Raw genomic sequence first — 14,286 nt, forward strand, 5'->3', positions numbered from 1 at the left:
AGCTGGGACGATTCTCGCCGACGCCACCGGTCTGACCGGCTCCTTCGCCAATGCGCTGCACCGGTTGCGGCCGCGCGGCACCGGCCACGATCCCGGCCGGGTAACGGTCGACCTGGCGGTGATGCTCGCCGACGGCGGCGAGGCAATTGCCGGCCGACCTGGCCCTCCTGCGCGACCAGCGCGAGGTATACAGTCCGGTCGCCTCCACCCTCACCGCATGGCGCCGGATCTTCGGCGAACCCTGCGGGCCCGGGCTGGCGATGGAGCTCCACGAGACCCTGGACCCGCTGGCGCCCCACCTGGCCCCCGCCGACCGGGAGGCCATCCTCCTCCAGGGCGCCCATATCGCTCTCGCCGACGGGCCGTACACGCCTGCCGAACGGGAGACCCTCGCTACGGTGGGCGCTGCGCTGACGATCTGTGCGGATGATGTGACGCGATTGCTCACGGTGATGCGGACGGCGTCGTGAGCCCCGGGTGGGCCCGGGCCCCTCGCGCCCTCCCGGCGGGGGATTCATTTCTGCAGCGGGTCGGTGAGGGCTGGTCGCGCGGTTCCCCGCGCCCCTTCCGGGGCGGCGCGCCGTCCGCCGACTACTCCCCAGGGAGTAATCCGCACCCGCCGTCGCCCCCGGCAGTACGCGTCACCTCGCCCTCCCGCCCGACGAAAGCCGTGATTCTCACCGGAAGTCTGGGGACCGAAGCAGACGTCACCCGGAGGGAGATCGGTTAATGAGGGCCGGAGAGACAACCACGACGAGGACGGGGCGCGGGCGAGCCGTTCCATGGGCGGTGCTCGGGCTGTGGATTGCGGTGATCGCGCTCGTCGGGCCGTTCGCGGCGAAGCTCGCCGACGTGCAGCACGACAAGGTCACCGACTACCTGCCGGCGAGCGCGGACTCGACGCAAGTGGCGAAGATCGAGGAGAAGTTGCCCGGTGGCGAGACCACCGAGATGGTGCTCGTCTACCACCGGGACGGCGGGCTCAGCGCCGCCGACCGGGAGACCGCGGCCGGGCAGGTCGCGGAGATCACCCGGCAGCACGAGCTGATCGGCGGTGCTCCCAAGGGGATTCCGTCCAAGGACGGCACGACCCTGATGTACCCGGTCGCCAGCAACGAGCCCGGGGCGAACGAGGAGCAGCAGGACAAGCTCGTCAACGACGTCCGCGAAGTCGCCCAAGGCGAAGGCGGGTTGAGCGTCGATGTGGGCGGCACCGGCGCGCTGTCCACCGACTCCGGCGCGGTCTACGACTCGCTCGGCGGACCGCTGCTCTTCAGCACCGTCGCCGTCGTCGCCGTACTGCTGATTCTGATCTACCGCAGCCCCGTGCTGTGGCTCGTGCCCCTCGTCGTTGCTGGGATCGCCGACTACATGTCGATGGGTGTCGCCTACGGCCTCAACCAGGCCTTCGGCACGACCGTCTCGGGGCAGAGTTCGGGTGTGATGACGATCCTCGTGTTCGGGGCGGGCACGGACTACGCGCTGCTGCTCGTCTCGCGCTACCGGGAGGAGCTGCGGCGCATCGAGCGACCGTACGAGGCCATGGTCGCCGCCCTGCGCGGCTGCGGGCCCGCCGTGCTCGCCTCCTCCGGCACCGTCGCCGCCGGACTGCTGTGCCTGCTCGCCGCCGACCTCAACAGCAGCCGGGGCATGGGCCCGCTGGGCACCATCGGTGTGCTGTGCGCGCTGATCGCGATGCTGACCCTGCTCCCCGCCATCCTCGTACTGGTCGGACGGCGGGTGTTCTGGCCGCTCGTGCCCGCCTTCGGGAGCACGCCCAAGCAGCGGCGGAGCCTGTTCTCGGCGATGGGCAGCTCTGCCGGACGCAGACCGCTGACCGTACTCGCGAGCGGTGCCGTACTGCTCGGCGCCCTGGCCCTGGGCTCGCTCAACCTGCCGGGACCGCTCAAGCAGGAGGACTCCTTCGTCAACAAGCCGGAAGCCGTCGTCGCGATGGAGACCCTTGCCAAGGCCTATCCCGGGCGCGGCAGCCAGCCCATCGACGTGATAACCCCCCAGGGCCGCGCCGACGAGACCCTCGAGGCCGTCCTCGGCACCCCGGGAGTCGACAGCGCGGAGAAGGGGCGTACGGGAGACGGCTGGACCGAGATCTCCGTCTTCGCCAAGAGCGCACCCCAGTCGGCGGGAGAGACCGCCACCATCAAGTCCCTGCGGGACGAACTGAAGGGCTCCTACGTGGGCGGGGACAGCGCCCAGCAGATTGACCTGGAGGTCACCAACGCCCGGGACACGAAGATCGTCGTACCGCTCGTCCTCGTCTCCGTGATGCTCATCCTGATCGGGCTGCTGCGGAGTCTGGTCGCCCCGCTGCTCCTGGTGGTCGCGGTTGTCGCGGTGTGGGGCGCCTCCCTCGGGATCGGCGGACTGGTCTTCGAACCGCTCATCGGCCTCAAGGGCACCGACCCGGGGCTCGGACTGCTGTCCTTCGTGTTCCTGGTCGCCCTCGGCGTCGACTACGGCATCTTCCTCATGCACCGGATGAGGGAGGAGTCCCTGGCGGGAGCGGAACCGGCCACGGCGGCACTCACCGCACTGCGCACCACCGGCGGCGTCATCGCCTCCGCCGGACTCGTCCTCGCCGCGACCTTCGCCGTGCTGACGAACATGGGCCTGGTGCAGCTGGTCCAGCTCGGCTTCGTGATCGCCGTCGGCGTCCTGCTCGACACCTTCCTCGTACGGACGTACCTGGTGACCAGCGCCAGCGTCGCTCTGGGCCGGAAGGTGTGGTGGCCGGGCGTGCTCTCACGGGAGCCCGGGCCGGCCGAACCGGCCGGGTCGAGCGGACCGACCGAGCCGCCCCGGCAGCCGGAAAGCGTCAGCGCACCCTGAGCACGCTTACCGAAGGCCGCCTCGATCGAACGCTCTGGTCGAGCACGCTGATCGTGCACCTTGATCCGGCGGACCCGCCTGGGCGCCCCTCCTTTCGGAGGGGCGCCCAGGTTCCCGCACGAGTACCGGAAGATGGAGCCGTGGAAGAACGGGGAACGACCACAGCAGGGGTACGCGACCGGTCGGCGTCGGAGACGGCGGCCGGTGGCGGCGGGCGGTCCCGTCGCGTCGAGCGCATCATGTCCGCCGTCAACCGCGAACCGCTGACCGCACCGCACCGCACCCGCAACGACGCGGTCCTCGCGCTGGGCGTCGCCGTGCTGGCCGTAGCCATCTCCCTGATGGGCGGCGAAGGGATCCGGCCCGACCCGCTCGGCTGGACGCTGCTGCTCGCCGGGCACGTGCCCCTCGTATGGCGGCGCCGCCATCCGGTGGTGGCCCTGCTCGGGGTGGTGGCCTGCGTGGCTCCGTACTACGCCCTCGACTACAACCCCGCCCTGCCCATCCCCGCGACCATCCTGGCGCTCTACACCGTCGCGGCGACCGGCACTGTGCGCCGCACGCTGCTCACCGGTGTCGCCGTCCTCGGCCCGACAGTGATCAGCAACGGCCTCACCAACCCGAAGGGGGCGCTGGAGTCCCTGGAGATCTCCGGCTGGATCATCGCGGTCCTGTTCATCGGTATCGACGTCCGCTACTACCGCCGGTACGTCGCCTCCGTCGTCGAACGAGCCGAACGGGCCGAACGCACCCGGGAGGAGGAGGCCAGGCGCCGCGTCGCCGAGGAACGGCTGCGGATCGCCCGTGACCTGCACGACCTGCTCGCCCACAGCATCACGCTCATCGGCGTGCAGACGTCCGTGGCGGCCCACGTCCTCACCGCCGACCCCGAGCGCCTCGACCGCAAAGCCGTCGCCCAGGCACTGGACGACATCGCGGGGACCTGCCGTACCGCCCGGGGGGAACTGCGTACGACGCTGGAGGTGCTGCGGGCGCATGACACGGTCGTGGGAGCGGGGGCCGGTTCCGTCTCCGGGGCCGGCGACATGCGGGGGCCGCTGCCCGGGATCGACGGACTGGCCGGGCTCGCGGAGACCGGCCGGGTGGCCGGGGCCAAGGTCGAACTGTCCGTCCGCGCGGACGGCATCCCGCCCTCCGTGGGCGCCGCCGCGTACCGGATCGTGCAGGAGGCGCTCACCAACGCCGTACGTCACGGTGGCCGCGAGGACCTCACCGTGCGGGTGGGGCTGTGGACCGCGGACGGCGCACTGCGGGTGAGTGTCAGGGACGACGGGACGGGCGGGAACGACGGCTCGGGCGGCGGGGTGGGCCCGTCCGACGGCACGCGGGGGTTCGGGCTTGTCGGAATGCGGGAGCGGGCCCGTAGCGTGGGCGGCACACTGAACGCCGGTCCGGGGCCCGCCGAGGGCTTCGAGGTGACCGCCACACTGCCGCTGTCCCGGGAGGACGAGGTTCGATGACCATCCGCGTACTGCTGGCCGACGACCAGAACCTCGTACGGGCCTCCTTCGCGATGCTCGTTTCGTCGGCCGGGGACATGGAGGTCGTCGCCGAGGCGGGCACCGGGCGGGAGGCCGTGTCGCTGGCCCGGTCGGCGCGGGCCGATCTCATCGTGATGGACATCCGCATGCCCGACCTCGACGGAATCGAGGCGACCCGGCTCATCGCCGCCGACGAGGATCTCGCGGGGGTGAAGGTGCTCGTCCTGACGACGTACGAGACCGACGAGCACATCGTCGAGGCACTGCGGGCCGGGGCGTCCGGCTTCCTCGTGAAGGACATCAGGCCGGCCGAACTCCTCGACGCCATCCGGACGGTGGCCGCGGGGGAATCCCTCCTCTCGCCCGGTCCCACCTCGCGGCTGATCGCCCGTTTTCTGCGCGCGCCGAACACCGGGACGACATCCGCGGTGGGCGGGCCGAGCGGGCTGTCCGAACGGGAACGGCAGGTGCTCGCGCTGGTCGCGCGGGGACTCAACAACTCCGAGATCGCCGACGCGTTGGGGCTCAGCCCGCTGACCGCGAAGACCCATGTCAGCCGGATCATGGGCAAGTTGGGGGCGCGGGACCGGGCACAGCTGGTGATCGTGGCGTACGAGTCGGGGCTTGTTATACCTGGGACTGTCTGAGTCCGGGCCGACTTCGGGTCGGGTTCAGGTTGCGTTCCGGGGGTCGGTTGTACGGTCCCTCAACTCCCTGTGGTTGCACAGGCATTGCTCTGTCCCTCGGTGCGCACTAGTCTGCGCGTTTCGCTTACGGCAGTGTCCGAAGTCTTGAGCGGAAAGCGAAAGTGCCTTCCGAGCTGGGAAGATGAGGCTTGCCGAAGGTCTCTGTCATCACAGCAGGAGGCACTTTCTGGGAGCGGCGACCTACAAGCGCGGCTTCGGCTATCACCCGCTGCTGTGCTTCCTGGACAACACCGGCGAAGCCTTGGCCGGAGTTCTCAGGCCCGGCAACGCCGGTGCCAACACCGCCGCCGACCACATCACCGTTCTTGACCAGGCGCTCGCCCAGATCCCCGACGCCCACCGCCACGGCACACGCATCCTCATCCGCGCGGACAGCGCCGGAGGAGCGCAAGTTTTCGTGCGCCACATACGCACCCTCCACTCGCGCGGGATCCTCACCTGCCTCTCCGTCGGATACCCCGTCACCGAGCTGGTCCGCCGCACGATCCGAGCCCTGCCCGAGCATGTCTGGCATCCCGAACTCGAACAGGACGGCACCTTGCGCGAGGGCGCGGAAGTCGCCGAGCTGACCGGCATGATCGACCTGGCCGACTACCCGGACGGCACGCGGGTCATCGTGCGGCGAGAGCGTCCGCACCCGGGCGCTTAGCTATCACCGTTCGACATGGAAGAAGGCATGCGCCACCAGGTCTTTCTCACCGACACTCCCTACGGCGAGGGCTCCTTGCAGCATCTGGAGGTCCGCCACCGCGCGCACGCCCGCGTTGAAGACCGCATCCGCAGCGGCAAGACCACCGGCATCGGCCGCTTCCCCTCCCGCCACTTCCAGATCAACGCCGCCTGCTCGAACTGGCACTGACCGGCGCTGACCTGCCGGCCTGGCCCCAAACCCTGCTCCTGGAAGGCGAGTCGGCCACCGCCGAGCCGAAGAAGCTCCGCTACCGGCTCCTTCACACCGCCGCCCGCATCACCCGCGGAGGCCGCCGCCTCCGCCTACGGATCTCCGACACCTGGCCCTGGCGAAACGGAGGGGACCGCCACCGACAACCGGATTCAGGGCCCTCTTTCCAACGTTGCACAGACCCTTCAACTGCGGATCGACCCATGGCAGTCTGAGCACGAACCTCCGGCAGGCAGAGCTGTCCGGCACGGTCCGTCAGGCGCCCGGACAGCTCTGTCCACTCGTTCTCGCAGAAGGAGTACGCGCATGGATCTCGATCGTCGGCGACTTCTCTACAGCGGCGCTGCGGCCCTCGGCGCGGTGGCCCTGAGCGGGGCGGTACCGCCCCGAGCGGAGGCGGCGAGCAGCCGTTCGGGAACGGCGCACGCGGTCGGCGAGCGGTCGTTCACTCCTGCGGTATATCCGGAGGTGGGTCCGGGAACGGCTTTCCTCGACCACAAGGCGCTGCTCGGGGACCTGCCGGAGGCAGAGTGGTACGAGGCGAATATCCCCTTCGTCGACCTGCCTGACGCCGCTATACGGGACACCTACTACTACCGCTGGCGCGTGACCAAGCACGCGCTGAAGTACACCGGACCTCAGGAGGGGTGGATCCTCTCGGAGTTCCTGGGTCCGGTCGGCTACTCCGCGCCGCACGGGGGGATCGTCGCCGCTGCCGCCCATCACATCCGCGAGGCCCGCTGGCTGCGCGACTATCGCTACCTCGACGACTACATCGGCTACTGGCTGCGTGGCAGTGGCTCAGGACCCAAACCGGCTGTGGACTTCCTCAACAAGAACACCACCGACTGGGCGCACCAGTACTCCTTCTGGATCGCGGACGCCGTCGTGGCCCGGGCGTCGACGGACGGTCGATGGGACCACGCCTTGGGCCTGCTGGACGTACTGGAACGTCAATGGGAGAGATGGGCCCCGCAGTTCGACGACGCCGTCGGTCTCTATTGGCAGACACCGGTGTGGGACGCGATGGAGTACACCGCAAGCTCTCACCAGAGTGACGACCCTTACCACGGCGGGGACGGGTTTCGACCCACTCTCAATGCCTACCAGTACGGCGATGCCAGGGCGATTGCCGCACTCCTGCGGCGTCGCGGCCAGAGAGGTGATGCCGTGAAGGCAGACCGCTACGACGACCGCGCCCGTGCCCTCCAAACGAATCAGGAGCGGTGGTTGTGGGACGCGGAGGACCAGTTCTACAAGCACGTCATGCGGGACAACAATCCCCAACGGCACAGAATCGCCGACCGTGAGCAAATCGGCTTCCTGCCCTGGTACTTCCACATGGCGCCGGCGGAAAACTCGGCAGCATGGGCGCAACTCCTTCATCCTGACGGATTTATGGCGCCTTTCGGCCCTACCACCGTCGAACGGCGCAGCAAGTGGTTCATGTACCAGGCCCTGGAAGGCTGCTGCCGCTGGAACGGCCCGAGCTGGCCGTACGCCACCAGCCAGACCCTCACCGCCCTGGCCAACCTTCTCATCGACTATCCGGTTCAGTCCCACGTCGACCGCGCCGGTTACTACGCCGTGCTCCGCGCCTATGCCCTGTCCCACCGTAAAGACGGCAAACCGTACGTCGCCGAGGCACACCACCCTGACGAGGACCGCTGGATCTACGACAGCCGTGGGCACAGTGAGGACTACAACCACTCCACCTTCAACGATCTGGTGCTCTCCGGGCTCCTCGGCGTCCGTTCCCAGCCCGACGCCACCGTCACCATCGCCCCGCTGGTACCGCGGGACTGGGACCACTTCGCCGTGGAGAACCTCCCCTACCACGGGCACAACCTCAGCGTGCTCTTCGACAGCAGCGGCCGCTACTACGGACACGGGGCCGGTCTGACCGTATGGCTCGACGGCCGGCAGATACACCGTCAGACCGGACTGGAGCCGGTGACGCTCAGCATCGGCGAGACCGTGCTGCACACCCTTGCCCATGAGGTCGACGACCTGGCGAACGTCGAGCAGAAGGGCTACCCCCTCGCACGCGCCTCCTACACCTTCCCCCTCGACAGCCCAGCCAAGGCCACCGACGGACAAGACCTCCACATCGACACTCCGTCTTCGCGGTGGACCAACTACGGCAGTCCCAACGCCGGTGACTGGCTGACTGTGGACTTCGGTGTCCCCACACCTGTGTCCGACCTGCGGATCGCCTTCTACGACGACGGCGGCGGTGTCCGCACGCCTGACACCTTCGAACTCGAGTACCTCGATGAGCTCGGTGGATGGCACCTCCTACCCGGTCAGGAACGCACCCCACAGACTCCGGGCAAGGGAACCCTCAACCGGATTCTGCTGCGGTCGGCCGTCACGACCAGTGCGCTCAGGCTGACCGCCACACGCACCTCGGGCAGTGCCGTGGGAGTTACCGCTTGGCAGTCATGGCGGATGCAGGACCCCCGGCTCACCCTCTCCATCGGGACACCATCGGATGGTCCCGTCCTCATAGAACCGGGCACACCGGCACTTATCACCACCACTGTTACAGCGCGGGCCACCGCGGTCGTCACTCCGGAACTACTCGTCCCCGACGGCTGGAAAGCCGTCCCCACGCGGAAAACCCGGCCCACTGCCCTCGCGGCAGGCAGGACAATGCGCACACACTGGCTGGTCACCGCACCCGCCGACCTCCCCCGGGATCTGCCGCGGCCCCTGCGCCTGCTCGTCCACTCACTAGGCGGCAGGAAGCAGCAGTTCACCAGCAGCAGCGTCGTCCAAGCCCAGGCCGGCTGACGTACGGGCAAAGGCTGTGGACGCCTGGCTGATCGACAGCGCCAACGGACCGATGGCCATTGCGGCGCAGGTCTAGGATGGGTGTGGCTCCTTTCAAGGGACAGGCCGAGCTGGGCATTTGCCTGACCGGCCGAGCTGAGCACCGCATAGATCGTTTCGAAACCGCAAGGTCACGCTCGGGGCCGGATCAAGATCGACTGCCTGGAAGTCACGGATCGCGGCGATGCCCTCCAGATGACTACATCCGCCCAACGGCCGCCTCCGGAACCGCTACGTGGACCGCGCCCGTTCCAGGTTCGCCCGCACTTTCGCGATCATCGGATGGCCTGGGCTCAACGCCCGTTTACTGTCCGCGAGGGTGCGTTCGTACAGGGTGATGGCCCGGTCCAGGTCCCCCGCCTCCCGGTACGCGGATGCGAGGTTGTTGCGCGTATGCAGGAGGTCGGGGTGGTCTTCGCCCAGTATTCGCTCCCGCTCTGCGAGGGTACGTTCGTGCAGGGCGACGGCCCGGTCCAGGTCCCCCGCCATCCGGTACGCATACGCGAGGTTGTTGCGCGTGTGCAGGGTGTCGGGGTGGTTTTCACCCAGTACTCGCTCCCGCTCTGCGAGGGTGCGTTCGTGCAGGGGGATAGCCCGGTCCAGGTCCCCCGCCTCCCGGTACGCATACGCGAGGAGATTGCGCGAGTGGAGGGTGTCGGGGTGGTCTTCGCCCAGTACTCGTTCGCTGTCCGCGAGGGTGCGTTCGTGTAGGGCGATGGCCCGGTCCAGGTCCCCCGCCTGCCGGTACGCGGATGCGAGGTTATTGCGCGTATGCAGAGTATCGGGGTGATCTACGCCCAATACTCGCTCCCGCTCTGCGAGGGTGCGCTTGTACAAGGGGATGGCCCGGTCCAGGTTCCCCGCCATCCGGTACGCGCCCGCGAGGAGGTTGCGCGTGTGCAGAGTGTCGGGGTGGTCTTCACCCAGTACTCGCTCCCGCTCTGCGAGGGTGCGTTCGTGTAGGGCGATGGCCCGGTCCAGGTCCCCCGCCTGCCGGTACGCGTATGCGAGGTTATTGCGCGAGTGCAACGTGTCGGGGTGATCTACGCCCGACACCCGCTCCTGGGCGGCGAGGGCACGTCGAAGAGCGGGGATGGTGGGGGCGAGTGCGCCCTGTCCGATTCGGTATGTGGCGGCTCGGTCGAGGGCGTAGGCGGTGTGGGCGGTGTCGTGGCCGGCGGTGTGGTGGCGGGTAAGAGAGTCGATGTGCGGGAGGAGGGCCCTGCACCGAGGCCAGGTCTCGGGCCGGTCGACGTCGGCGGGGAAGGTGTCCGCGAGGCAGGCGGTGGCTTGGCCTCGGGCGTGATCGATGGCTTTGGGAAGGCGATGGGGGTCGTGGGGGTCGGGGGTGCGGGCGAGGGCCTGGACGAGGCGGTGGACGCTCAGGCTGCCGTCGTGGTTGTCGGTGATCATGCTGTATGCGACGAGTCGGCCTACCGCGGCGGCGAGTTGGGGCCGTTCGGCGAGGCCGTGGAGTAGGTCACGGGGGATGTTGTCGGGGGCGTACCAGGCCAGGATCCGCAGGATGTCGCCGGCGAGGGGGGTGCCTTCCAAGTGGCCCAGGGTGAGGCGCCAGATCCGGGCAATGGTCCGTTCGGAGCCGCCGCCCTCGGCGGCGAACATCGTGGCGGGCCACCGCGCCAGCATGTCCAGGTAGGCGCGAGGGTTGATCCCGGTCTCGGCGCAGAACGCAGCGGCCTGTCTCACCGCCAGGGCCAGGTAGCCGAGTTCTTCGCACAGGGTGTCGGCGCCATCGGCATCACGGAGGCCTTGGTGGGTGAGGATGCGGGTAAAAAGGTCGACTGCGTCGGCCGGGTTGAACACACCGAGGCGAATGGTGGTCGCGTCGTCGTGCCAGCCGGTCGCACGGCGAGTGGTGACTAGGAACCGGCCGCGGCCGACAGGCATGCGATCCAGGAGGGGGTGGATATGTCCGGGTTCCTTGACGTTGTCCAGCACGAGCAGCCAACCGTCATGGGTGGCGAGCCAGGCCACCGCTCGTTCGGTCTGCAACTCGGCGGGCATCCCGGCCAGCCCGGGCTGCAGGGCCCGCGCGAGGGAGCCCATCCCCGCATCGACCGCGTCCACGCCCGCGTCGTCGACGGTGATCCACCACCGCACCTTCTCGTGCCGTCGGGCCGCCCAGCGCGCGGCGAGCGCCGACTTGCCGACTCCGCCCAGCCCGTGTACCGCGTGCACGACGACCTCACCGGGGCGGGTGAACGCCTCCTCCAGCTCTGCGAGTTCATCGGTGCGGCCGACGAACAGCCTGGTCCCGATGTTCGACACTCCGCAGTCCGCAGCATCGTCCGGGATCGGCGCATACGCCTCTGGAGGGAGTACGAGCGCCTGCTCTACCTTGATGGACAGTGTCGACGAGCCGGTCACGTCGCCGCCTGCGACGATCGCGCCATCGGTCCCTCGGAACCTAGCGGGCTCCACCGGCTGACCCGATGCCTTCCTGGGCTTCCTGATCCTCACGGGTGGTACTCCGTATGCGAGTCGTCGACGTCCCCGCCCGCGACGATCGCACCGTCGCTGCCGGTCAACCCCGGCGAACCACCGGGCGGAGCCGCCGCGGAGGCGGGCGGTGTCGGCCCGGTGGTTCGGGTCGAGGCTCCTTTCACATTCCCCCGTGCCACGATCGCTCCCCGCGCACCGGTCACCGGCTCCGCAGGCGCGGGCGGCGGTACGGGGCCGGGTGCTGTCGCAGGGGGACCGCCCACCGGGGCGGGGCCGGAGGCCGGCACGTGCAGTTGCCACAGCGAAACTCCCACCGCGGCCACCCCGGCCACCGACCCGGCGACGCCCCAGGCCTGACCGGATCCTTCCGGGTGCGCGGCCGTCACCCAGACCAACAGCCACACAGCCGCACCCACTCCCAGCAGAGCAAGCCCCCACCAACACACCCGCCGCCAACCCGTCATGCCCCATGGTGGCCCCGAAGACATGGTCAAGTCTGCCTATCCGCAGGACGACCGGGCATCATGCGCCGGGCCCTGTTTGCCACCTGCCCGCACACGCAAACGCCTCCAGAGCACCTCATCGAACGGCCGTAGGAACTTCCCGTCCCGATCCCTGATGGGTGCGGTTCCTTTCTAGTGACGGCCGCGATCAAGTTGTGGGGTCATGGTTCCGCTGGTGAGTGGGTCAGACGTCATGCTGGAAAACCATGCGGCGGGGAACCGTGCTTCGTCGGGATACTGGGCCGGTGAGAGACACCATGGCTGAGTACGAAGCGGATACCGAACAGTTGATGCGAAGGGTCTACCTCGGCGTGCGCGAGGACAGCCTTGACCCACAGGACGCCGTCGCTCTCGCCTGCGAACTGCTCGACTGGTTCCATCACACCGACGCCGTCCTGGAGGTCGTCGAGCGGAACCCGGCCGAGGTGCCGCAGGCGGAGATGACCGTCCTGGCCCGGCGCATCCTGGACGACGTGGGCTTCGACCCCGGCTTCGACCTCGCCCCCGAACGTTTGGAGACGTTGCGCGCCGCACTGCGAGTCGTAGCCCGCGACCTGCCCACGCGTGGGATCGAAGGCGAACCGGAGATCGAGATCCTGGAGGACTGGTTCCCGGTGGGAGCCGGTGTCCGTCTTGCCGACGGCGAACGGCTCAACTGGGACGGCCCCATCCTGCCGAACATGTGCGACGACCCAGCCATGGCATTGACCGGCCTGGCGATCCTGATCCAGGAGAGCCTGCTCGAATGGACCTGGCAGGTATGGCCGGTGTGCCCCGGGCATGACCTCGGCGTCCACGCCTCGGAGCGCGATCGCGAGGTTGTGTGGTGGTGCGCGGGCGATGGCGGACACATGCTGGCGCCGGTCGGCGAACTCGCGCGCGCTCTCGGCGGCCGTCGCCCCAAGTAAGGTCGGCGGCGGAGTGCAGTTCGTTTCGAACGACCGCCGTGATCAGGCGGTGAGGCTGTAGTTCTGCTGGTCGGGGCTGGGGTAGAGGCGTTGATGTTCGCGGGCCGTGTGGAAGATCCAGTAGTCCTCGAAGTCGCCGTTCGTTATCAGTGCGCGGAGTCGGAGGACGGCTTCGGCGCCGTCGAGTCCCCAGCGGGCGCCGGTGATGTCGAGGCGGTCGGCGATCAGGTGGCGGCAGGCGCCTTCGACGGCGCCGGTGGCGATGGGCCAGCCGGCTGCGAGGACGGTGTCGTAGTGGAGTTGGTCCAGGTGGCCGGTGAGGTAGCGGTGGCAGGTGGTGACGGCCTCGCGGCGGGTGGCGGGAAGCTGTTCGGCTGCGGCCTGGGCGGTCATCTCGGTGGCGGCGCGGTCGGCGTGTCCGGCGAGGATCGCGGTGAGTTTGTCCGCGGCCCAGGTCTCGGCCTCCCGGCTGCCGGGAGGATGGAAGGCGTGCGCGGCCGTCCAGCAGTACTCGGCGACGTGGACGAAGTCGAGCAGGACGTGCAGGCGGATGCCGCGGCGGGAGGCTTCGTCCTGGATCAGGTCGAGTTGGTGGCGGGCGCCGTCGACGAGCACGATCCAGTCCCGCAGATGCTGCGGGTCGCGGGCCTGGGCCTGGTCGAAGGCGTCGGTGATGACCTGCTCCGGAGGACGGATCACCGAGGCGGTGCACCATTTGCGCTCCGCTTTCGGACCCGGCCTCGGCGTCCGGCTCTCGCTGCGGCCGCCGGGCGGATGCACGATGTCGTGCGGCCGGCGCGGGGCAGGTGCGGTGTCGAAGACGCAGGCCACCGTTGCCATGCGCTTGCGGTTGGGTTTCTCCCCGGGAGCCAGGCGTCCGCGCCGTCCGGCCGCCGCGGTCTTGGCTGCGGCCCGACGGGTGGCCTCGCGCAGGGCTTCGGGGCGCATCACCACGCCTTTGCCGTCGACCTGGAGGACCAGCGGCATCTCACGGGTGCACGGGGTGGGGATCTTCATCGCGTAGTAGGCGGCGATGTCGACGGCCGCGGCGATCACCAGCTCTTCGAGGCGGCGCTTGCCCAGCACTCTTCCGCATCGTCGCTCGATCGCGGCCTGGGCCTGGTCGAAGGAGCCTCTCACGGCTTCCAGGACCGCGAGCCGGGCCAGGCCGCGGGAGTGCCGGCCGGCGGGCAGCGACAACGCTTCGTCGGCCGGGTGCACGTTGGACACGCCCCGGCCGCGGTAGGCGATCCTGTTCACCCGTACCGGCCCGAACACGCAGGTCAGCCAGCGGGGATGGTTGCTCTCCCGCCAGGTCCGAGGCCGTCCTTCCGGCCCGCGCACCACCGGCCGTTCCACGCTGATGCGACTCGCCGTTTCTTCCGTCCTCGCACGCAGATCGAGGTGATCCTGCATCAACTGCCGCAGCAGTTCGCGTCCTTGCTGTTCGAGCAGGCCCTCCAGCTCGTCATGGGCCATATTCCGCGCCGGGGCGTCGGCCAGCGTCGAGCCGAGGCGTTCGAAGGCATCACGGGAGGCGGCATACCCTTCAGGCTCGAGTAAGGCGTCATAGGGTTCCATCTGGGGCTCTTCTTCGGCTCTTCTTGCGGTTCGTTC

At 69.2% G+C, this 14,286-nt stretch carries 7 protein-coding genes and 3 pseudogenes; 8 read left to right on the forward strand and 2 right to left on the reverse strand.

Annotation, left to right across the window (positions count from 1 at the left end; translation table 11 throughout):
- Nucleotides 1–13 precede the first annotated feature (13 nt).
- The 7 genes and pseudogenes from ACIBLC_RS33775 to ACIBLC_RS33805 form a co-directional block, all read left to right on the forward strand.
- Nucleotides 14–224 (forward strand): annotated as a pseudogene (locus ACIBLC_RS33775) (IS1380 family transposase); the annotation flags it as partial.
- Nucleotides 225–470: pseudogene (locus tag ACIBLC_RS33780) on the forward strand (TerB family tellurite resistance protein); the annotation flags it as partial.
- Nucleotides 471–729: 259 nt separating this feature from the next.
- A complete protein-coding gene (locus ACIBLC_RS33785; RefSeq protein WP_399215184.1) occupies nt 730–2,850 on the forward strand; it encodes an MMPL family transporter in 2,121 nt (706 codons plus the stop codon).
- Nucleotides 2,851–3,089: 239 nt separating this feature from the next.
- Nucleotides 3,090–4,331: a sensor histidine kinase gene (locus ACIBLC_RS33790; protein ID WP_399215225.1), complete on the forward strand. Its 1,242-nt coding sequence runs from the start codon at nt 3,090–3,092 to the stop codon at nt 4,329–4,331.
- Nucleotides 4,328–4,999, forward strand: a complete 672-nt coding sequence (locus tag ACIBLC_RS33795; RefSeq protein ID WP_360081002.1) for a response regulator transcription factor — start codon at nt 4,328–4,330, stop codon at nt 4,997–4,999. The genes ACIBLC_RS33790 and ACIBLC_RS33795 overlap by 4 nt, the downstream gene beginning before the upstream one ends.
- Before the next feature lie 199 nt (nt 5,000–5,198).
- A pseudogene (locus ACIBLC_RS33800) lies at nt 5,199–6,175 on the forward strand (transposase); the annotation flags it as partial.
- A gap of 91 nt (nt 6,176–6,266) precedes the next feature.
- Entirely contained in the window at nt 6,267–8,756 is a 2,490-nt protein-coding gene (locus ACIBLC_RS33805) for an MGH1-like glycoside hydrolase domain-containing protein (protein ID WP_399215185.1), read from the forward strand.
- A gap of 270 nt (nt 8,757–9,026) precedes the next feature.
- On the opposite strand, the gene fxsT is transcribed toward ACIBLC_RS33805, so the two are convergent.
- Nucleotides 9,027–11,084: an FxSxx-COOH system tetratricopeptide repeat protein gene (gene fxsT, locus ACIBLC_RS33810; RefSeq protein ID WP_399215186.1), complete on the reverse strand. Its 2,058-nt coding sequence runs from the start codon at nt 11,082–11,084 to the stop codon at nt 9,027–9,029.
- Nucleotides 11,085–12,018: 934 nt separating this feature from the next.
- On the opposite strand from fxsT, the gene ACIBLC_RS33815 reads away from it, so the two are divergent.
- On the forward strand, nt 12,019–12,669 hold the full coding sequence (locus tag ACIBLC_RS33815; RefSeq protein WP_399215187.1) for a hypothetical protein: 651 nt from the start codon (nt 12,019–12,021) through the stop codon (nt 12,667–12,669).
- Nucleotides 12,670–12,711: 42 nt separating this feature from the next.
- On the opposite strand, the gene ACIBLC_RS33820 is transcribed toward ACIBLC_RS33815, so the two are convergent.
- Complete coding sequence (locus ACIBLC_RS33820) at nt 12,712–14,250, reverse strand: ISKra4 family transposase (protein ID WP_399215188.1); 1,539 nt, start codon at nt 14,248–14,250, stop codon at nt 12,712–12,714.
- Nucleotides 14,251–14,286: the final 36 nt, after the last annotated feature.

It is taken from the genome of Streptomyces sp. NPDC050535 (assembly GCF_044457665.1).
Lineage (GTDB): Bacteria > Actinomycetota > Actinomycetes > Streptomycetales > Streptomycetaceae > Streptomyces.

Bases quoted from the DNA above. Each gene is read 5' to 3' on its own strand.
- ACIBLC_RS33790 (WP_399215225.1), top strand. From the start codon at position 3,090: ATGTCCGCCGTCAACCGCGAACCGCTGACCGCACCGCACCGCACCCGC.
- ACIBLC_RS33805 (WP_399215185.1), top strand. From the start codon at position 6,267: ATGGATCTCGATCGTCGGCGACTTCTCTACAGCGGCGCTGCGGCCCTC.
- ACIBLC_RS33815 (WP_399215187.1), top strand. From the start codon at position 12,019: ATGGCTGAGTACGAAGCGGATACCGAACAGTTGATGCGAAGGGTCTAC.
- ACIBLC_RS33785 (WP_399215184.1), top strand. From the start codon at position 730: ATGAGGGCCGGAGAGACAACCACGACGAGGACGGGGCGCGGGCGAGCC.
- ACIBLC_RS33795 (WP_360081002.1), top strand. From the start codon at position 4,328: ATGACCATCCGCGTACTGCTGGCCGACGACCAGAACCTCGTACGGGCC.
- ACIBLC_RS33820 (WP_399215188.1), bottom strand. From the start codon at position 14,250: ATGGAACCCTATGACGCCTTACTCGAGCCTGAAGGGTATGCCGCCTCC.